Source organism: Phenylobacterium sp. (assembly GCF_036495085.1).
In the GTDB taxonomy this organism is placed as follows: Bacteria; Pseudomonadota; Alphaproteobacteria; order Caulobacterales; family Caulobacteraceae; genus Phenylobacterium.
This window is the reverse complement of record NZ_DASXNL010000078.1, coordinates 1-18,233: the sequence shown is the minus strand read 5'-3', so window position 1 is coordinate 18,233 and position 18,233 is coordinate 1. Positions and strand designations below refer to the sequence as shown.

The 18,233-nt window shown below is 66.5% G+C and carries 20 protein-coding genes; 13 read left to right on the top strand and 7 right to left on the bottom strand.

What is annotated here, in order from left to right; all coding sequences use genetic code 11:
• The first annotated feature begins 66 nt into the window (after positions 1 to 66).
• Together VGI62_RS09450 and VGI62_RS09445 are read left to right on the top strand one after the other, a co-directional pair.
• The gene (locus VGI62_RS09450; protein WP_331504228.1) at positions 67 to 1,257 is read left to right on the top strand and encodes a TIGR03118 family protein; all 1,191 of its coding nucleotides are present in this window, start codon (positions 67 to 69) and stop codon (positions 1,255 to 1,257) included.
• A gap of 472 nt (positions 1,258 to 1,729) precedes the next feature.
• Positions 1,730 to 2,032, top strand: a complete 303-nt coding sequence (locus VGI62_RS09445) for an Hpt domain-containing protein (RefSeq protein ID WP_331504227.1) — start codon at positions 1,730 to 1,732, stop codon at positions 2,030 to 2,032.
• On the opposite strand, the gene VGI62_RS09440 is transcribed toward VGI62_RS09445, so the two are convergent.
• Positions 2,029 to 2,355 carry a chorismate mutase gene (locus VGI62_RS09440; RefSeq protein ID WP_331504226.1) on the bottom strand — a complete coding sequence of 109 codons (327 nt, stop codon included), beginning with the start codon at positions 2,353 to 2,355 and terminating at the stop codon, positions 2,029 to 2,031. The two genes, VGI62_RS09445 and VGI62_RS09440, sit on opposite strands and share 4 nt — an antisense overlap.
• A gap of 29 nt (positions 2,356 to 2,384) precedes the next feature.
• On the bottom strand, positions 2,385 to 3,341 hold the full coding sequence (gene gcvA / locus VGI62_RS09435; protein ID WP_331504225.1) for a transcriptional regulator GcvA: 957 nt from the start codon (positions 3,339 to 3,341) through the stop codon (positions 2,385 to 2,387).
• A 171-nt stretch (positions 3,342 to 3,512) separates the two neighbouring features.
• Between gcvA and cobA the strand changes: the two genes are divergently transcribed.
• From cobA to VGI62_RS09405, 6 genes are read left to right on the top strand one after another with little or no spacing between them, the layout of a single operon-like run.
• Entirely contained in the window at positions 3,513 to 4,358 is an 846-nt protein-coding gene (gene cobA, locus VGI62_RS09430) for a uroporphyrinogen-III C-methyltransferase (protein WP_331504224.1), read from the top strand.
• On the top strand, positions 4,355 to 4,714 hold the full coding sequence (locus VGI62_RS09425) for a DUF2849 domain-containing protein (RefSeq protein ID WP_331504223.1): 360 nt from the start codon (positions 4,355 to 4,357) through the stop codon (positions 4,712 to 4,714). Before cobA ends, VGI62_RS09425 begins: the two co-directional genes overlap by 4 nt.
• Positions 4,715 to 4,722: 8 nt before the next feature.
• Complete coding sequence (locus tag VGI62_RS09420) at positions 4,723 to 6,378, top strand: nitrite/sulfite reductase (RefSeq protein WP_331504222.1); 1,656 nt, start codon at positions 4,723 to 4,725, stop codon at positions 6,376 to 6,378.
• A complete protein-coding gene (locus VGI62_RS09415; RefSeq protein WP_331504221.1) occupies positions 6,362 to 6,862 on the top strand; it encodes a DUF934 domain-containing protein in 501 nt (166 codons plus the stop codon). Before VGI62_RS09420 ends, VGI62_RS09415 begins: the two co-directional genes overlap by 17 nt.
• Before the next feature lie 2 nt (positions 6,863 to 6,864).
• On the top strand, positions 6,865 to 7,608 hold the full coding sequence (locus VGI62_RS09410; protein WP_331504220.1) for a phosphoadenylyl-sulfate reductase: 744 nt from the start codon (positions 6,865 to 6,867) through the stop codon (positions 7,606 to 7,608).
• A 28-nt stretch (positions 7,609 to 7,636) separates the two neighbouring features.
• Positions 7,637 to 8,452, top strand: coding sequence for a ferredoxin--NADP reductase (locus VGI62_RS09405; RefSeq protein WP_331504219.1), 816 nt, complete (start codon positions 7,637 to 7,639; stop codon positions 8,450 to 8,452).
• Here VGI62_RS09405 and VGI62_RS09400 read toward each other — a convergent pair.
• From VGI62_RS09400 to VGI62_RS09380, 5 genes are all read right to left on the bottom strand, one after another.
• Positions 8,449 to 9,063 carry a hypothetical protein gene (locus VGI62_RS09400; protein ID WP_331504218.1) on the bottom strand — a complete coding sequence of 205 codons (615 nt, stop codon included), beginning with the start codon at positions 9,061 to 9,063 and terminating at the stop codon, positions 8,449 to 8,451. The two genes, VGI62_RS09405 and VGI62_RS09400, sit on opposite strands and share 4 nt — an antisense overlap.
• Before the next feature lie 94 nt (positions 9,064 to 9,157).
• Positions 9,158 to 10,405 (bottom strand): NAD(P)/FAD-dependent oxidoreductase, encoded by a 1,248-nt coding sequence (locus VGI62_RS09395; RefSeq protein ID WP_331504217.1) that lies wholly within the window; start codon positions 10,403 to 10,405, stop codon positions 9,158 to 9,160.
• A 46-nt stretch (positions 10,406 to 10,451) separates the two neighbouring features.
• The gene (locus VGI62_RS09390) at positions 10,452 to 12,266 is read right to left on the bottom strand and encodes a DUF885 domain-containing protein (RefSeq protein ID WP_331504216.1); all 1,815 of its coding nucleotides are present in this window, start codon (positions 12,264 to 12,266) and stop codon (positions 10,452 to 10,454) included.
• A gap of 36 nt (positions 12,267 to 12,302) precedes the next feature.
• The gene (locus VGI62_RS09385; protein WP_331504215.1) at positions 12,303 to 12,857 is read right to left on the bottom strand and encodes an AAA family ATPase; all 555 of its coding nucleotides are present in this window, start codon (positions 12,855 to 12,857) and stop codon (positions 12,303 to 12,305) included.
• 87 nt (positions 12,858 to 12,944) lie between these two features.
• Positions 12,945 to 13,424, bottom strand: a complete 480-nt coding sequence (locus tag VGI62_RS09380) for a 3D domain-containing protein (RefSeq protein ID WP_331504214.1) — start codon at positions 13,422 to 13,424, stop codon at positions 12,945 to 12,947.
• A gap of 189 nt (positions 13,425 to 13,613) precedes the next feature.
• On the opposite strand from VGI62_RS09380, the gene VGI62_RS09375 reads away from it, so the two are divergent.
• The 5 genes from VGI62_RS09375 to VGI62_RS09355 all read left to right on the top strand — a co-directional run.
• Positions 13,614 to 14,198: a glutathione S-transferase family protein gene (locus tag VGI62_RS09375; protein WP_331504213.1), complete on the top strand. Its 585-nt coding sequence runs from the start codon at positions 13,614 to 13,616 to the stop codon at positions 14,196 to 14,198.
• 269 nt (positions 14,199 to 14,467) lie between these two features.
• Positions 14,468 to 15,157, top strand: coding sequence for a hypothetical protein (locus VGI62_RS09370; RefSeq protein WP_331504212.1), 690 nt, complete (start codon positions 14,468 to 14,470; stop codon positions 15,155 to 15,157).
• Positions 15,154 to 16,008 carry an alpha/beta hydrolase gene (locus VGI62_RS09365; RefSeq protein ID WP_331504211.1) on the top strand — a complete coding sequence of 285 codons (855 nt, stop codon included), beginning with the start codon at positions 15,154 to 15,156 and terminating at the stop codon, positions 16,006 to 16,008. The genes VGI62_RS09370 and VGI62_RS09365 overlap by 4 nt, the downstream gene beginning before the upstream one ends.
• 18 nt (positions 16,009 to 16,026) lie before the next feature.
• Positions 16,027 to 17,412 (top strand): hypothetical protein, encoded by a 1,386-nt coding sequence (locus VGI62_RS09360; RefSeq protein WP_331504210.1) that lies wholly within the window; start codon positions 16,027 to 16,029, stop codon positions 17,410 to 17,412.
• A gap of 89 nt (positions 17,413 to 17,501) precedes the next feature.
• Positions 17,502 to 18,233 (top strand): S1/P1 Nuclease (locus tag VGI62_RS09355; protein ID WP_331504209.1); only part of this gene is annotated, 732 nt, incomplete at its 3' end.

Sequence of the window (18,233 nt, the reverse complement as noted above, 5' to 3'; positions counted from 1 at the left end):
GGGCTGCGGACAGCAATCCACGGTTGGCGGGAAGTGTGGCCCGGCCCAACCGATGGAGAAAAGACCATGCGTGTCGCAAGCCTGCGTTCAGCATTGATGTCGGCTGCCGTGGGGGCAGGATTTCTGGTTGGCCTGGGCGCGGCGCCGGCCAATGCGGCCGGTTTCCTCGTCACCAACCTGGTCTCCGACGGCAGCGTGCCGGCGGTGACCATCGACCCGAACCTGATCAATCCCTGGGGAATCTCTTACGGCCCGACGAGCCCGTTCTGGGTGTCCGACAACAATTCGGGTTTCTCCACCCTCTATACCGGCGCCGGCGGCAAGGTTCCCCTGAACGTGACCATCGCCCCGCCGATGGGCAGCCCTGGTCCCGCGACACCGACGGGGCAGGTGTTCAACTCCTCGACGACGCCGACTGACTTCCGGGTCACCAGCGGCGGGGTGTCCGGCCAGGCCGTCTTCCTGTTCGGCACGGAAGACGGCACCATTTCGGGATGGGCGCCAAGCGTCAGCACAAGCAATTCGATCCTTGCGGTCGACAATTCCACCGTAGGCCTGGGCGCAGTCTACAAAGGGCTCGCGCTCGGCAATTCGGGCGGCTCCAACTTCCTCTACGCCGCCGACTTCCGCAACGGCATGATCGATCAGTACGACAGCAGCTTCAATTTGGTGCGCGCGTTCACCGACCCAACGGTGGCGGCCGGCTATGCCCCGTTCAACGTCCAGGTTCTGAACGGCCACCTGTTCGTCACCTTCGCCCTGCAGGACGGCGCCAGGCACGACGATGTGGCCGGAGCAGGCAACGGCTATGTCGACGAGTTCAATCTGGACGGTTCCTTCAACCGCCGGCTGGTCTCCTTAGGCGGACAGATCAACTCCCCTTGGGGACTCGACATCGCGCCCGCGGCTTTCGGCGCCTTCTCCGGTGATCTGTTGGTCGGGAACTTCGGCGACGGCACCATCAGCGCCTTCAACCCAACGACCGGAGCCTTCTTGGGCAAGTTGGACGCACCCGACGGGACCCCGATCGTGGAAGGTGACCTCTGGGCGCTTATCAACGGCAACGGCGGCCCCGGCGCGGATCCAAACAAGGTGTATTTCACCGCCGGCATTCAGGACGAGGCCGAGGGGCTCTTCGGCTCCATCTCGTCTGTCCCTGAGCCCGCAAGCTGGGCGATGATGATCCTGGGCTTGGGAGCGGTGGGCGGAATGCTGCGGCGCCGCGCGGCCATCACTCGCGGCTTCGTGACGGCCTAAATCCGCGTCACGTCCCTGCGAGAGCTTGAGTTTGGCGTAACAGCGGTGTGGACGGGCGACATCATGAACGCCGCGGCAACCTATGCCGTACAGGCCATGAACCTGTCCGATCCAAGCTAACGTCATCGTAGGCCGGGTATGCCGGATTCAGTCAATCGCAAGGGCGCGTGCAACTGCGACTGGCGTACGCGTGCCTCACTTCGACGTGCAGGTGCGCCAAAATGGCTTTGGTATGTTGCAGTACTCTTGTTTGATCAGGGAAATTTCCCGCCAAGACGGCCGAGTTTTGTAGCTAAGTAGATGATTTATTTAGATTGAGAGCTGATTAAGAGGCGGCTGCTCTAGCAACTGAGCTGTGCACCCGTCGTTGCTGCGGGCAGCGGCCTGGCGGCAAGGGCGCGGATATGCGCGAAAACGTAGCCTCGGCAAAGGCGCGTTGGATGAGGGCGTTTCTGCGACGTCTGGGGGACCCATGGGCGCGGTGGATTTCGGCTACCTCGAGGGCTTCGCGGCGGGCGACCGTCGGGTTGTTTCCGAAGTCCTGACGCTGTTTCGCCAGCAGGCCGAAGCCTGGGTATTATCCCTCGACGCCGCCGATCCGGCCTGGCGCGATGTGGTCCACACCATCAAAGGTTCGGCGCGTGGCGTGGGGGCCAACGCGCTGGGCGACATCTGTGCGGCAGCGGAAGCCGAGGGGCCCACGGGTCTGGCGGCGGTGCGCGCAGCACTTGAAGCTGCGGTGGCCGATATCGCGGCCTACCAAGCCCGCGCCTAGGCGCGTTGGCGAAGGGCGTCCCAGACGCCGAACTCGTAAGCGATGCTGCGTTCGATCAATGTGCGCCAGAGGGGCTCGGCGATCGCTTCGGAAAGGCCGGCCCGGCCGGCGGCTGCCCTTACCTTGGTCACGACGTCTTCGATCCGGGCTTCGTCGCGCACGGCGCCGCGATCGGGTTTGATCCGCGCGGCGGCGTCCATGTAGCGCTGGCGCTCGGCCAGCACGCTGACCAGCAGTCGGTCGAGGGCGTCGACGCCTTGCCTGACCTCGGACATGGTTGTGCAGTCGCCTGGGGCGGGCCGCGGTTCAGTGGTGAAATGCATCGTCAACTCGAACTCATGTGGACGGCGGCCTAGATGCCGGCGCCGTTGTCGATGGCCAGCAGGGCCTGCTCGTGGGCCACGGCTTCGGCGTCGATCCAACTGACGAAGGCCTTCACCTGCGGCAGTCGGCCCTTGGCCTTGGGGTGGACGAGGTAATAGGCGAAGTCGACGGCGGTGGCGATCTGAAGCGGTGCGACCAGTCGCCCGGCCTCCAGGTCCGCCTGGGCGAGCGTGCGTTTGGCAAGCGCCACGCCGCGGCCGTTCACGGCAGCCTCGATCACCAGGCTCGACTGGTTGAAGCGCGGGCCGCGCATGCCGTCGATATTCTTCAGCCCGCGCGCCGCAAGCCACATCGACCAGTCGGGGCAGCTGTCGTCGAGATCCGGCGAGCCGTCATGCAGCAGGATGTGGTTGGCGAGATCCGCCGGCGTCGTCAGCGGCTGGGCGGCCAGGTGTTCAGGCGAGGCCACCGGAATCACTGTCTCAGTGAACAGGCGATGCACCTCGAGCCCAGGGTAGCGGCCGGCGCCGTAGCGGATCGCCACGTCGACCTCGCCGGCTTGCAGGTCGACGAGCTCAATTGCCGCCGATAGCCAGATGTCCACTTGCGGATGGGCCTTTTCGAAGGCGCCCAGCCTGGGCACCAGCCACTTGGCGGCGAAAGAGGGCGGGGCGGTGAGCGTCAGGCGACGGCCGTCAACGGCGGCCGTGAGCAGGGAGGCGGCCTCCGCCAGGCGGTCGAAGGCCTCGCGCAAGGCTGGAAGCGCGGTCTGGGCCGCGTCGGTAAGCAGCAGGCCCTTGGGCGTACGTTTGAAGAGCGCGGCGCCAACATAGTCTTCGAGGTTCTGGATCTGCTGGCTGACCGCCCCTGGCGTCACCGAAAGCTCGTCGGCGGCGCGGCTGAAGTTCAGGTGGCGCGCGGCGGCCTCGAAGGCGCGCAACGCGTTCAGCGGCGGCAGGCGGCGGCGTTCCGTTGGTCGTTCCATAGAATTCCTGACAACCCCGGCAGAAGTCCTTGGCTTGCGACTTGGGCGTCTCGCCACCTATTTGCAAGCGTCCAACGGTGTATTGGCCCTTTTCACCGGTGAACATCGGCGGGGTGGGCCAGCGTCTGCCCCGCCCAAACCTCGAGTAGTAAGGCTTTAGAGAACCTAATCATGGCGAAGGGTCACACAGGGTCAAGGCGCGCGGGCGGCCTGGTGGTTGTCGGTGGCGGCGAGCGGGCTCATGGCCGGCGAGCGGGGTCTGTTTGGCTGGTCGGGGCCGGCCCCGGCGACCCGGAACTCCTGACGATCAAGGCGCTGAAGGTCCTGCAGAAAGCCGACGTCGTCGTGCACGACGGGTTGGTTTCCGATGAGATCCTCGAACTTGCGCCAGCCGCATCGCGGCGGATTTCCGTCGCCAAGCGCAAGTCGCGCCATTCCTACAGCCAAGACGAAATCAACCGCCTGCTCGTGGCCTTCGCCCTTGAGGGGCTGGAGGTCGTGCGACTGAAGGGCGGCGATCCCTTCATCTTCGGTCGTGGCGGCGAGGAGTTGGAAGCCTGCCGGGCGGCTGGCGTCGACTGCCACGTTGTCCCGGGCGTCACCGCAGCGCTGGCCGCTGGAGCCGCCGCGGGCGCGCCCCTGACCCATCGCGGCTCAGCCCAAGCCGTCACCTTTGTTACCGGTCACGCGGCCGAAGGCGGCGAGCCGGATCTGGACTGGGAAAGCCTGTCACGACCCAACCAGACCGTGGTCATCTACATGGGCCTGTCGATGGCCGCCCCGATCGCCGCGCGCCTTCTGGGCGCGGGACGAAACCGGGCGACGCCGGCGCTGATCGTTGAAAACGCCAGCCGCACGGACGAGCGGCGCCTCGTGACCACGCTCGCGGGCCTGGCTGAAGCCGCCGCGACGCTGAGGGGCCCCGCGCTGCTGATCGTCGGCGAAGCCATGGCGCTCGCTCAGGCCGGCGGCGGCAGGGCCAATATCGAGGCGCTGGTTCGTGAGGCGCGGGCATGAAAGCTCTGACAGGCAACCGACTGGTCGACGGCGAAGTCGTGTTCTGGCGCAACGGCCAGTGGGCGGAGCGGTTCGCCGACGCCGACCTTTTCGCCGATGACGATCCCGCAGCCGAAGCGGCCGAGGCTCACGCCAAGAACCAGCCGACTGTGATCGTCGAGCCCTACCTGATCGACCTCGTGCAGTCCGACGGCCTCTGGGCGCCGCTCAGCTATCGCGAGCGGATCCGCGCGCTCGGACCCACCAATCTCAACCACGGCAAGCAGGCCGAAGGTGGGGCGGCGATCGAAGCCCTGCTGCACGCCCACGGCGCAGCCCGCTCCACGGGCCGCATCGACCTGATCAAGCGCAAGTAGAGGGCGCCATGTACCGGTACGACGACATCGACAGGGACATGCTGGCCGACCGCAGCGCCGAGTTCCGCGGCCAGGTCGCACGCCGGCTGGCCGGCGAGCTGAGCGAAGACCAGTTCAAACCTCTGCGGCTGCGCAACGGCCTCTATCTGCAACTGCACGCCTACATGCTGCGGATTGCGGTTCCCTATGGCTCGCTGAACTCTCGGCAGCTGCGCAAACTGGCTTGGATCGGGCGCACCTACGACAAGGGCTACGGCCACTTCACGACGCGGACCAACCTGCAGTTCCACTGGATCAAGCTGGCCGACGCCCCGGACATCATGGATCACCTGGCGAGCGTCGACATGCACGCGATCCAGACGTCGGGGAATTGCATCCGCAACGTCACCGCCGACCCCTACGCCGGCGCGACGGCCGAGGAGATCGACGATCCAAGGGTCTGGGCCGAGGCGATCCGCCAATGGTCGACCGTGCATCCCGAATTTTCCTACCTGCCCCGGAAGTTCAAGATTGCGGTGACCGCGGCGGCCAAGGACCGCACGGCGGCCAAGACGCACGATATCGGCCTCAATCTGAAACGCGCCCGCGACGGTGTGCTGGGCTTCGAGGTGATGGTCGGGGGCGGGCTGGGGCGGATGCCCTATATCGGCCAGACGATCCGCCGGTTCCTGCCGGCGCCGCGCCTGTTCTCGTACCTGGAGGCGATCCTTCGCGTCTACAACCGCCACGGCCGGCGGGACAACATCCACAAGGCGCGGATCAAGGTGCTGGTGGCGAGCCTGGGGCGCGATGAGTTCGCAAGCCAGGTCGAGGCGGAATGGGAGAAGATCAGCTCCGAAGTCGACCTGCCGGACACCGAGCTTGCCCGCATCCGGGGCGCCTTCGCCCCGAAGACCTTCGAGACCCTTCCGGCGGTGTCCGAGGCCTTCGAGGCGACCAAGGTTTCCACGCCGGCCTTCGCCCGCTTCGCGCGCAACAACCTGAAGCCTCACAAGGTGGCCGGCTACACGATCGTCGAGATCTCGCTGAAGGCCATCGGGGCCACGCCCGGCGACGCCACTGCCGAGCAGATGGAGGTCGTGGCCGACCTTGCCGAGCGCTACGGCCAGGACGACATCCGGGTGACCCATGAGCAGAACCTCGTCCTGCCTCACGTGAAGCTGGACGACGCGCCCGCGGTCTGGACGGCCCTGGCCGGGGTCGGCCTGGCTACGCCCAACATGAACCTGGTCAGCGACATCATCGCTTGCCCCGGTCTCGACTACTGTGCGCTCGCCAACGCGCGCGCCATTTCGGTCGCCCAGCACATCGCCGAGAAATTCGCCGACCAGGACCGCGCTGAGCGGGTTGGCGAGCTGAAAGTGAAGATCAGCGGCTGCATCAACGCCTGCGGCCACCATCACGTGGGTCACATCGGCATCCTCGGCGTCGATAAGAAGGGCGAGGAGTTCTACCAGCTCACGCTCGGCGGTTCAGGCGCGGAGGACGCCGCGGTCGGAACCGCGCTCGGTCCGGCCTTGCCGTACGAGCGGGTGGCCGATGCGGTGGACACCATCGTCGAGACCTACTTGCGCGAGCGCCAGGACGGCGAGCGCTTCCTCGACACCTTCCGGCGCACCGGCGTCGCCCCGTTCAAGGAGGCGGTTTATGCCGACGTTCATTAGCCTGAAGGACGGGGTATTCGGCCTCGCCGAGGACCCGTTCACCTCCGTCGGCGACGACCAGGGCGTGCCGCCCGGGGACGTGATCATCTCGCTGAGCCGCTTCCAGGCGGAGGGCGAGGCGCTCCTCTCGCAAGGCCGCGCCGTTGGCGTTCGCCTGGAGAGCCACGAGGAGGTCGAGGCGCTGGCCTATGACCTGCCGGAGATCTCCGTGGTGGCGCTGGCCTTCCCGAAGTTCGGCGACGGGCGCGCCTACAGCTACGCACGGCTGCTGCGTGAGCGCTTTGGTTTCAAGGGCGAGGTGCGCGCGGTGGGCGACGTGCTTCGCGAGCAGGCGGGCTTCATGATTCGCTGTGGCTTTGACGCCTTCGAGCCGGCGGACGGCTCGACTGTGGAAGACTGGGAACGGGCCGCCCGGCGCTTCCGCCATGTCTATCAACGCTCAACCGATGGCCGCGCGCCGGCCTTCGTGGAGCGAGGAGGGTGAGCGTGGCCTACGACAACACATCCGAGCGCTTCCTGACGCTGGCCGCCAGGCTGGACGCGGAGCTGCGGCATGCCCATCCACGCACCGTGCTGGAAGCTGCCGTCGAGACCTTCGGCGACAAGCTGGCGCTGGTATCGTCTTTCGGGGCGGAGTCAGCGGTGTTGCTGCACCTGGCGTCCAGGGTGAAGCCGGACATCCCGGTGCTCTTCCTCGACACCGGCATGCTGTTTGGCCAGACGCTGGACTATCGCCGACAACTGGCTGCGAAGCTCGGCCTCACCGACGTGCGAGACCTTCGCCCGGCCTACCAGGACCTGGCGACCGCCGACCCGGAAGCCAAGCTCTGGCAGACCGACACGGACGCCTGCTGCCATGTCCGCAAGGTTCTGCCCCTCGACCGGGCGCTGGCCGAGTTCGATGGCTGGGTGACGGGGCGCAAGCGCTTCCACGGCGGAGCGCGGCTGGCGCTGCCCGTGGTCGAGCAGGCGGGACACCAGGTGAAGTTCAATCCGTTGGCCAACTGGACCAAGGAGGACCTCGACGCCTATGGCGCCGAGAACGACCTGCCGGCCCATCCCCTGGTCGCCCAGGGCTTCCCCTCCATCGGCTGCTGGCCCTGCACGAAGCCGGTGGAAGAGGGCCAGGACGTCCGGGCCGGCCGCTGGGCTGGATCTCAGAAGACCGAGTGTGGCATTCACACTGCGCGCGCGCCGGGGATGATCGAAAACGTCGGCGGCGATATTTGACGCGACTTGAAAGAGCGTAGACACCCCGATGAATGATGTTTCCCTGGCTCCTGCGCCTGTGAAAGCCGGCGGCGCCTTCTTCGTCGAGACCGTGACCTGGGTCCAGCATTGGACCGAGAGTCTGTTCTCGTTCCGCACGACGCGTGACCCGGCGCTGCGCTTCTCCAGCGGCCAGTTCGTGATGGTCGGGCTGACGAAGGAAGACGGCAAGCCGCTGGTGCGCGCCTATTCCATCGCCTCGCCCTCCTGGCACGAGGAGCTGGAATTCTATTCGATCAAGGTCGCTGACGGCCCGCTGACCTCGCGCCTCCAGAAGATCAAGGTCGGGGACGAGGTGCTGATCGGGCGCAAGCCCACCGGCACCCTGGTGCTGGATGGCCTGAAGCCCGGCAAGCGCTTGTGGATGCTGGGCACCGGCACGGGCCTTGCGCCTTGGCTGTCGCTGGCCCGCGACCCGGAGGTGTATGAGCGCTTCGAAGATGTGATCGTCACCCACACGGTGCGTGAGGTCGCCGACCTGAACTACCGTGAACTCCTGGAACACGACCTGCCCAACGACGAGATCCTCGGCGAACTGATCGGCCCCAAGCTGCGCTACTACCCGACCGTCACGCGCGAACCGTTCAAGACGCAAGGCCGGATCACCGACCTGATCGCCTCGGGCAAGTTGTTCGACGACCTGGGCGTTCCGCCGTTCGATCGCGAGGTCGACCGGCTGATGCTCTGTGGCGGCCCCTCGGTGTTGGCCGACCTGAAGAAGCAGCTCCTCGACCTCGGCTATGAGGAAGGCTCCATCGCCTCGCCGGGGGACTTCGTCTTGGAGCGCGCCTTCGTCGAGACCTAAGCCGGCGTGGTCGCCGGGCCACGCAGGGTTAGCTGCACGGCCTCGTCGTGTGCGTCGAACGTCTGTCTTGCGATCTCCTGGTATTTCGAAAGCAATGCCGGGATTTCCTCACGCAGCCCCATGAGGAAGTCGAACGAGGCCTCCCGGCCGGCAATAGCAGCCGTGATCCTGGCCTTGGTCGGCGGCGTCTCGATCCCAGGGTCATCGTCTCCTGCGGCGTCCTGGATCGCCTTCGTGGTCTCGAGCATAGCGTCCAGGGTCAGGCTGATCTGCAGGAGCAAGAGGTGGCTCCGCGCCCGCAGGCCCGCATCTCGCAGGTCGAACAGCGTCTCGCGGTTGCGGTCGTAGATCTGGGTTTCGCGCTGCGCGGCCCTCAGGATCTGGAGCGTGATCGGACCGTAGGGATCGCCGCGCCCGTGAGCGTCGAAGGCCATGCGCAGGATCAGCTTCAGCGCGGCCAGGATCTCGCCGAAGAGCTGGGCGGCGCTCTGCTCACGCTCGCGTCGGCGCAGGCTCTGCTCGATGCGCCCGGAGAGCAGTCCGCCGATGCTCGCGAGAAAGGCTCCCACCGCGACCCCAATCAGGGCTTCGTCACTTGGATCGAGATGCATGCGCCGGGCCCCTTAGCGGCTTCGTCTCGGGAGGCAATGGGCGGCGCCCCGGCCAAGGAATCAAGGTCTCCCGCTTAAGCCTCGGCCGGCGTCCTCAGCTCAGTTCGGTCCCAATCGGCCGCCCCTGGGTGATCAGGCGCGCGCTCCGTTGGTCGCGGGCGTGGATCCAGAGCCAGTTGATCGCCACGTTCAGCCGCGTGCGCGTGCCGATCAGGAAGTAGATGTGGGCGATCCCCCAAAGCCACCAGGCGAGCGCACCTCGCAGTTTGATCCAGCCGAAGTCGATCACCGCCCTCCGCTTGCCGATCTGCGCCAGGCTGCCCTCGTGGCGGTAGCGGAACGGCCGCGGCGCGGCCTCGCCGCGCAGCCGCGCCTTGATCACCGCGGCCACGTATTGGCCCTCCTGCTTGGCCGCCGGCGCGATGCCCGGCGCGGGCCTTCCGTCCGGCCCCGCGATCGTGACCGTGTCGCCGATCGCGAAGATCTCAGGGTGACCTGGAACCGTCAGGTCGGGCGCCACCCTGAGACGCCCCGCGCCATCGAACGGCGCGCCCAGCCACTCGGCTGCCGGTGAGGCTCGCACGCCGGCCGCCCAGAGGATCGTCCTCGTCGCCAGCCGAACCTCGCCATAGGTGACGCCCTCGGCCGTGCAGTCCGAGACGGGTTGTCCCAGCTCGACCTCAACCCCCAACTTTTCCAGCGAGCGTTGGGCATAGTCCGAAAGGTCGTCGGGAAATCCGGCCAGGACACGCGGGCCGGCTTCGATCAAGACGACCCTGGCCGAGCCGGTGTCGATATTGCGGAAGTCGGGCGCGAGCGTGCTTCGCGCCAGCTCGGCGATCGTCCCGGCCAGCTCGACCCCGGTCGGACCGGCGCCCACGATCACGAACGTGAGGAACGCTTGCCTCAACGCCGGATCAGCTTCCCGTTCCGCCCGCTCGAAGGCCAGTAGGATGCGCCGCCTGATGGTTGTTGCGTCCTCGATGGTCTTCAGGCCGAGCGCGAACGGCTCCCATTCGTCGTGGCCGAAGTAGGCGTGGCGGGCGCCGGTGGCCAGAACCAGCGTGTCGTAGGTGATGCTCGCGCCGTCCTCGAGCCGCACGCGCTTTTGGTCGGGGTCGACGCCGACCACTTCGGCCAGAAGGGTGGTGACCTCGCGCCGGTCCCGCACGAGCGAGCGGATCGGCCAGGCGACCTCCGACGTCGCCAACGAGGCGGTGGCCACCTGGTAGAGAAGGGGTTGGAAAAGGTGGTGGTTGCGCCGGTCGATGAAGGTGATGGCGACCGGCGCTCCGGCCAGGCCCTTGACCGTCTCCAGACCGCCGAAGCCCGCGCCGACCACAACGACGCGATCGGGAGCGCGCCTATTGTGGTCGGGGGCGCCCAGCCTAGGCCGCCTTTCGCGCCGCGATCCAGTCGGCGCCCACCTGATCCAGGATATCCAGAGGCACCCGCCCGCAGTTCAAAACCGCCTCGTGGAAATCCTTGAGGTCGAACCTCGGCCCCAGGGCAGCCTTCGCTTGGCTTCGCAGATTGACGATGGTCGTGTGCCCGAGCTTGTAGCTGCAGGCTTGGCCGAGGTTGGTGCAGTAGCGTTCGACCTCGCGGGCCGCAAAGCCCGGAGCCTCGCCTTCGCTGTCCACGAAGTGGGCGATCGCCTGTTCGCGAGACCAGCGCATGTGGTGGATGCCGGTGTCGACCACGCAGCGATTGGCGCGGAACAGCTGGAACTTCAGGTAGCCTATGCGGCCCAGCGGATCATCGTCGTACATGCCGATCTCGTCGGCGAGCTGTTCTGCGTAGAGCGCCCAGCCTTCGCCGTAGCCGGAGAAGCTGGTGTTCTTGCGCAGCAATGGAAGGTCTGTGTTGGAAAGCGCCAAACCGCCCTCCAGCTGGTGTCCCGGCAGGCCTTCGTGGAAGATCGTCGTTGAGAGACAGAACTTCGGCCACTCGGCGCTGTCGTGCAGGTTGAAGTAGACGATACCAGGCCGCGAACCGTCGAGGGCGGCGCCTTGGCTGAACGCCGAGGCCGCGCCGGCTTCGGTCTGCGGCGGCACGCGGCGCACTTCGAACTTGTAGGGCGGCAGGCGCTTGAAGACCGTCGGCAAGCGCGGCTTGATCTCCTCCAGGCGCGAATTGCAGTAGGCGATGGCCTGAGCCTTGCCCTCGTCGGTGTTGGGGAAGAGCTGCTTGGGGTCGGCATAGAGGTGCTTCACGCGCTCGCCGACCGAGCCCTGCGTCAGGCCCTGGGCCTTCAGGAGCGTATCCAGTCGGGCGGAGATTTCGCGCCCCTGGTCGAGGCCGATCTTGTGCACCTCATCGGGGGAGTAGCGCGTCGTGGTCGTTGAGTGCAGCGCCGCCTCATAGAAGGCAGGGCCCTGCTTGAAGCGCCAGACGCCGGCGTCGTGCACCGCGCGCGCCCGCTGCTTGCGGGCCTCGGCGATCTGCAGGTCCAGCGCCGGCAGGACGCGCTCGTTGTAGATCCTCGCGGCGTCGCGGCCGTAGTGGTCGGGAAGGCCCTTTTCCGCAGTGCGACGTGTGATCGAGGTGACCACCAGAGCCTGGTCGGCGGGAAGCCGGGTCTTCGCCAATTGCTCAAGGGTCAGGTCAAGGATGAAGTCCGGAGGTACGACGCCTAAGCCTGCATCGCGGCGCATGCGCTCGGTGTCGGCGCCGAGCTGGTCGGCGAAGGCCGAAAGGCGCGAGAGATAAGCGTCTGCGTCCTCAGCCGTCGCGATCGTGTGCTTGGTGTCCAGGAAGTCAGGAACCGACTGATAGGCGCCGGTGAGCTGGCTGACCACATAGGCCGACGGACCGAAGCCGGAGCCGCCAAAGTCGAAGCGCTGCACGTCGGCCTGGGATTTCCGCGTGTAGAGAATGGTGTCGTAGTTCAGCCGATCAGCGCCGGTGAGCTTCGCCCGGTCGATGGCCTCCAGGCGCCGCAGCTGGTCCGCAGTCTGCGCTTGCGTCGCGGCCCGGCCGGCGGTCGAGCCGTCGTTGAGCCTGGCCTTCAGGCCGGCGTTCTTGCCCTTGTCGAGGCCGAGCTGGGTCGCCGTTTCAGGCCTGAGGTTCAGCCCCTCCTGGAAGAACTGGTCGAAGAGGCTGGCGAGCGCCGGGTCGCCGGCGGCCTGAGCGCGCGGCGCGAGCCCAACAGCGACCGCTGCAGCGCCGGAGGAAAGCAGCATGTCGCGACGGTTCAGCATCTTCTCTTGGGCCTTCCAGAATGAGGGTGCGCGACCCTAAGGCGGACTCGGTCCAGCCGACAAGGCAGCGCTTCTCACGAAGTCCGCGCGCTCGGCGAGACCGGTCTTGGGTACGACGACGGGCTCGTAGTCGATTTCCTGTAAAACGCTGAGAATCTTGTCGAATGTGCGTTCGGCCTCGGCCCAGTCCTGCTTCCGCTCCGCGTCGGTCTCATAGATTTCGCGCCAGGGCGGGAAGACGAAAACACGGCGATTGTAGCGTCGCGTGCGGATCGCTTCGACGAGTTCGGCGGAGGGCTCCACGCCATTGGCGCGGTAGCTGTCGAAGATGCCGCGGTCGAAGAACGCCCGGCGTGTCTCACCGGACATCCCGTCGAAAATGGCGATGTCGCGCCGGGTGGTGAGGTCGCAAAAGGCCTTCGCGTCGATCCAGGGCACGCCCGGTCCGCCACTTGCCGCCTGTTCGCGGATCACGGCGCGCGCGCTCTCCTCGACGACAAGTTCGCCTTGGGCTTGCAGGTGGCGGATGAGCGTGGTCTTGCCGACGCCCGGTCCGCCCGTGAAGACGAAGAAATTCGGCTTCTCAATCAAGGTCACCCTCCAGACATGGGGTTGCCCGTCCGCGAGTTTTCGCGGAGCGGGTAGGCCAGTCCGGGGGAATTGGTGGCTCGGCCGACGCTAGCCGGGCGGGCAGCCCGTGAAGTCACCGACCTTCACGGCCGTGAGGCTCGAAAGGTTGAGCGTCCTGGCGGCCCCCATCGAACGAGAGCCGGAGCCGGTGAAGAGGTCGATCCTCGGCCCTTTGATCGCGCTGCCGACGTCGGAAGCATACCAATAGCCGTCATGCGCGGAGCCGTCCGGCATCTTCATGCCGACCGTTTCCTTGATGAAGAGCACGCTGCGCCGTGGGATCAGGGCCTTGTCGACAGCGACAGTGCGCATGGCCACGACCTTGCAGCCGAGGGCGTCCAGAGCGCCAACGCCCTTGGCGCCGGCATGGTAGAGCGTGGCCTTCAGATTCCAGCCTGGGCCGGAGGGAAGGGCGCCGGTGACCACAGACATGATCAGGTCACCGACCGGATCGGTTACTGCGGCGTGGGCTGCAGGCCCTACAAAGATAAGGGGGAGGGCTGCCAGGGCGGCGAGGCGGCGTCGCATGACGGCGTCCTCCTTCGTCGTTGAACTGGTGTGACCCAAAACCTAGCCGGACTTATCGCGCGTAACAACCCACATACGCCTGCGACCCCTTGGCCTGTCAGCATATCTAACAGCATGCTGCAGACCCTATCGCTTGCGTTCGTAGGGGGGATCGCGCCTATCGCTGGTATATCAAATAGGGTCGCCGCCATGAAAATCTATGGGGATTCCATCTCCGGTAACTGCCTCAAGGTGAAATGGGTCGCCGACTCGTTGGGCCTTTCCTACCAATGGATCGAGACCGACATCATGGTTGGCCGGAGCCGGACGCCTGAGTTCCTGGCGATGAATCCAGCCGGCCAGGTGCCGGCTGTCATCCTCGATGATGGGCGTCCGCTGGCGCAGTCCAACGCCATCATCCTGCATTTGGCGGAGGGCTCGGGGTTGATTCCGACGGACGCCTACGAACGTGCGCGAATGCTGGAATGGATGTTCTGGGAGCAGTACAGCCACGAGCCTTACGTCGCTGTCGCCCGGTTCCAGGTGCGCTTTCTGGGCAAAGCCGTCGCCGATCTCGAGCCCCGGCTCGTCGAGCGTGGGAAGGCGGCGCTGCAGCGGCTGGAGGAGGGACTGGCGGACAATGCCTTCCTCGTGGGCGAGGTGGTCAGCCTCGCCGACGTGGCGCTGGTGGCCTACACCCGAGAGGCCGGTGACGGCGGCTTCGACCTGGCGGAGTATCCGCGGGTGAAGGCCTGGGTCGGGCGCGTCGAGCAGGCGCTCAATATCGCCGCCTGACCCTCGCGCCAAGCCGGCCGGACGACCATCACGCGCCGGCGCGGGCCGGTCCCTCAACTCCGTGGGTGCGGCGCGGTGTCGGCAGACGCTTCCCCTTCGCCAGTCGTTCGTTGAGCGTTGTTATCGGACTAACGCTGAGATACAACCACGGGGAGATTTGGAGAAATTTGCACGTCGGGTCTTCGGGCGCTCCGTTGCAGCCGCACCAATGCGATGATCGCCGGAGGGCTCGACGGCGTTGATGACGCCGGCCGGGGGAAAGCACCGGGATGTCGAGCCTTGCAGACGCAGTCGCCGGGACGATCGCCACCATCACGGCCTTGGGCGCCCTTGGAACAGGCGCCGCTGGTCTGGTCGACGCCAGCAAGGCATTTGGCGGAGGCGTTTCAAATTTTGGTCTCGGCTACATTAATGCGGCCCTGAAGCCCTTCGCCGCAGCGTTGGACAACGCCACTCCCGCCTGGCCCGAGCTCGTCAGGGCGAGTTGGATCAACGGGATGCCGAAAGAGGACCAGAAGGCGGCGACGAAGTCCCTGATCCGACTTGGGCTTTCGGCGGTGAATTCCGCTGAGATCGCCGCCGCCGGGCACGTGGACGCCGCAGCGCTCCAGACGGCGCTCACCAACATCCAGTCAGGCGCGCCGAGTACGGTGGCTGACGTCAACACACTGGGTCGGCTGAACGGGATGATCGATGCAGCCATGGACGCGGGCTACGAGCGCGCGGACCAGCAATATCGCAATGCCAGCAAGGTGGCGGCCGGAGCGGCGTCGGTGGTGCTGGCGGTTTGGGCAGGTCAGCTGATGAAGGGGTACGCGGTCACCGGGCTCGACACCGGCCATCTCTTTTGGCCCTCCGTCCTTGCCGGACTGCTTGCCGTGCCGATCGCCCCGATCGCCAAAGATCTCGCCTCGTCGCTTCAAGCCGCGGCCAGTGCTGTCCAGGCGGTCAAGAGGTGACCCACTTCGTCAATCTCCGCGCCGGGCCCTGGGGCGCCGTCTGTTCGCCCTACGTCCTCAGTGGTGATGCGCTGGCGACACCGATGAGCCTGACCTCGGTGAATTGGGAGGGCGTGCCTTTTTTGGTGCGGGGCAGGAACGTCCTTCTGGTCGCCCACGGATTCAACGTCGACTTCAATTCCGGCGTCAGGTCCCTGCAGAGGCTTGAGGCCGCCCTCGGGATAGATCCGGTCCGCGAAGCCTTTTTCGGCGTCCTGTGGCCCGGGGATTGGACGATTCCGGCCATCAACTATCCCGCTGAAGACCGTATCGCCTCCCATGCGGGCGCTCTGCTGGGCGATTTCTGCAACCGGTGGCTCGCCAGCGCGGCCAGCATCTCTTTTGCCTCCCACAGTCTCGGCGCGCGGGTAATTCTGGAAGCGATCCAGGCATCGAAACGGCGGATCAGGATGGCCTGCATCACCGCCGGCGCCCTGAATTCCGCAGCGCTCTGCGAAGAGTACGAGGCCGCAGCCGCCAACTGCGATGCGATCCGCACGCTGTCTTCGATGCAGGATCTGGTGCTGAAGCTCGCCTTCCCAGCCGGGGATATCTTCGCTGACCTGCTGGATCCGGATCACCCGCCACTCGAGGCCGCCATGGGGCGAGCCGGCCCGACCGGATCTTATCCGAGCTATGTCGCACCCAGCGAAATCCCGGACTCGCCGCCCTACGATCACGAAGACTATTTGCCGCCAGGGTCTGCCAATGATCCCGGGCCGGCCGCAGCGGGCGGCCCCGATTGGCGCAACCCAGCCGCATTCGTCGCAAAGGCGTTTCGCAGCCGCGCGCCGGGTTGGCCGGCCACGTAGGAGCGAGGTAGATCCAAGATGGCGCGCGCGCACCTGAGGCTCCACGAGCATGCCGGCGCCCTTCTCCTCGGGCTGACCCTGGTGGTCGCGCCCGGCTGCACAACGCTTCAGCCCGCACCATCACCTAACCCGTCACCTGGGCCGCAACTTAGTCCGCTGTCGGCCGATGACGTTTCGTGGCTGTTTCCGCCGCCGAAGACTGCGGCGGACCTCGCCAACCTGATCGCGGTCAAGGACCTCACGGTTCCGGATCCGGCGAACCCCACCAATCGCGTGCCCATCTGGACGGACGCCGATTTCAACAACTTTCTCGCCGTCGTTGACTCCGCCGCCGCCCAGGTCGAGGGCGGCTCCCGGATCGGGCTTCCGGCAGGGGCGCGCTCCAAGGACGCCTGGTTCGTCGCCGGTGTTCGGATTGACGCCGGCGCGCCGGGCCTCGACCCCGCCGTCATGGGAGCGTTCGGCCAACGCCCGCAGATTCGCCTCATCCTTCAGCCTGTGCTGCCCGACCAGGCCGGCAACCTTCAGGTCGTGGATACCGCGGCGCATCTGATCTTCGACTTCGCCACGCCATCGCCGACGAGCGCATGCCCGATCCACATGACGCCTGATCTTGCCGCGCTTAAGGGGATCGTCTCAGACGTCGCCACGCTTCGGACGGCATTGGCGGCCGGGCAGTTCGGGAACACCAAGATCTCGACGGCCAGCTTGCCCCTGGGTGTACACCCCGGGCTCGCCAACGCCGCAACCGCGCCGATGCTGGTCGCCGAGATGAAGGCGATGCTGCAGAAGCGCCTGGCTCCCCAGCGGCTCAACTCGATGGCTGTGATGGGACTGCCGCCGGGCAAGGGCGCACCGTGGATATTCCTTTCAATGTCGCGCTCGCCGCCGGTCACGGGGCAATTCGTCCCGGTCCCCGGTCCGGCGCTGGACGGCACGCAGTTCGCCATGATGCTGACCCCGCTGGCGCAAACGCCGCGCGTCGCGCCCGCGCCTCATTCGAACAATCTGGCGTCGATCACCTGCGCAAACGGGGCCTTTGGTCCAGCGGCCCTTCCAGTCGCCTCGCGACACGGAAGTTCGACGGCCGAAATCTTAACGCCAGGCGCGCCGGACCTGGCGAAAACCAAAGCGATCACCGATCTGGTCGCCGATCCGAAGAGGAGCCACTTCTTCAATACGGACTGCATCAGCTGCCATACCGAAACCCGCCGGGCCATGGAGGTGTTGAGCCTGACCAGTTCCCCTGGCCTGTCTGCCGATGTGATGCCGAACGGTCCCTACGACGTCCGCAATTTTGGCTGGTCCATCGACGGATCCCTTCGCGCTAGCGCAACGCGCCGCACAGCCGCCGAAACGGCCGCCGTCGTCGCTTGGCTGAACGCCAACATGCTCAAGCCATAGGTTCCGCTTGGGACTCGAAAGCTTGGCGGGCCAAATGGCGATCGACGATCCATCTTGCCTTCGGCCCGCCCAGCCGACAAACCGGAGGCATGAAGCGCCTCGTTACACTGGCCGTCGTCGCCGTCATCGCCGCCGCGCCGAGTGGCGCCTTCGCCTGGGGCGGGACCGGCCACCGGATGATCGGCCAGATCGCGATGCGGGCTTTGCCGGCAGACCTGCCGGCCTTCCTGAAGACGCCTAAGGCGGTGCTGGACGTAGGCGAGCTGTCGCGTGAGCCCGACCGGGACAAGCGGGCCGGCCGGCTGCACGACGCCGACCGCGAACCCGCCCACTTCCTGGACCTCAACGACGATGGGACGGTGCTGGGCGGCCCGGGGCTCTCAGCTTTGCCCCCGACGCGGGCGGACTATGAAAAGGCGCTGCAGGGCGTCGGACAGAGCAGCTGGAAGGCGGGCTATCTGCCCTACGCGATCGTTGACCGCTACCAGCAGCTTGCTCTGGATTTCGCCATCTGGCGCACGCTGAGCGCGGCCGAGGCCAATCCGGCTTGGAAAGCCCATCGCGACTGGTTCGAGGCCGATCGCCGGCGCCGGGAGGCGCAGATCCTGGAGACGATCGGCGAACTCTCGCACTTCGTCGGCGACGGCAGCCAGCCGCTGCACGTCACCATCCACTTCAACGGCTGGGGCGATTATCCCAACCCGGGCGGCTATTCGAACGCCAAACTGCACGCCCCATTCGAGAGTGACCTTGTGCGTTCAAGCGTCACCGAGGCGGCCGTGGCCGCAAAGGTCTCTGCGCCCCGCAGATTTGAAGGCCCG

What these genes read in the sequence shown, in the direction of transcription:
- VGI62_RS09450 (WP_331504228.1), top strand. Translation starts at nt 67, where the DNA reads ATGCGTGTCGCAAGCCTGCGTTCAGCATTGATGTCGGCTGCCGTGGGG.
- VGI62_RS09445 (WP_331504227.1), top strand. Translation starts at nt 1,730, where the DNA reads ATGGGCGCGGTGGATTTCGGCTACCTCGAGGGCTTCGCGGCGGGCGAC.
- VGI62_RS09440 (WP_331504226.1), bottom strand. Translation starts at nt 2,355, where the DNA reads ATGCATTTCACCACTGAACCGCGGCCCGCCCCAGGCGACTGCACAACC.
- gcvA (WP_331504225.1), bottom strand. Translation starts at nt 3,341, where the DNA reads ATGGAACGACCAACGGAACGCCGCCGCCTGCCGCCGCTGAACGCGTTG.
- cobA (WP_331504224.1), top strand. Translation starts at nt 3,513, where the DNA reads ATGGCGAAGGGTCACACAGGGTCAAGGCGCGCGGGCGGCCTGGTGGTT.
- VGI62_RS09425 (WP_331504223.1), top strand. Translation starts at nt 4,355, where the DNA reads ATGAAAGCTCTGACAGGCAACCGACTGGTCGACGGCGAAGTCGTGTTC.
- VGI62_RS09420 (WP_331504222.1), top strand. Translation starts at nt 4,723, where the DNA reads ATGTACCGGTACGACGACATCGACAGGGACATGCTGGCCGACCGCAGC.
- VGI62_RS09415 (WP_331504221.1), top strand. Translation starts at nt 6,362, where the DNA reads ATGCCGACGTTCATTAGCCTGAAGGACGGGGTATTCGGCCTCGCCGAG.
- VGI62_RS09405 (WP_331504219.1), top strand. Translation starts at nt 7,637, where the DNA reads ATGAATGATGTTTCCCTGGCTCCTGCGCCTGTGAAAGCCGGCGGCGCC.
- VGI62_RS09400 (WP_331504218.1), bottom strand. Translation starts at nt 9,063, where the DNA reads ATGCATCTCGATCCAAGTGACGAAGCCCTGATTGGGGTCGCGGTGGGA.
- VGI62_RS09390 (WP_331504216.1), bottom strand. Translation starts at nt 12,266, where the DNA reads ATGCTGAACCGTCGCGACATGCTGCTTTCCTCCGGCGCTGCAGCGGTC.
- VGI62_RS09380 (WP_331504214.1), bottom strand. Translation starts at nt 13,424, where the DNA reads ATGCGACGCCGCCTCGCCGCCCTGGCAGCCCTCCCCCTTATCTTTGTA.
- VGI62_RS09375 (WP_331504213.1), top strand. Translation starts at nt 13,614, where the DNA reads ATGAAAATCTATGGGGATTCCATCTCCGGTAACTGCCTCAAGGTGAAA.
- VGI62_RS09370 (WP_331504212.1), top strand. Translation starts at nt 14,468, where the DNA reads ATGTCGAGCCTTGCAGACGCAGTCGCCGGGACGATCGCCACCATCACG.
- VGI62_RS09360 (WP_331504210.1), top strand. Translation starts at nt 16,027, where the DNA reads ATGGCGCGCGCGCACCTGAGGCTCCACGAGCATGCCGGCGCCCTTCTC.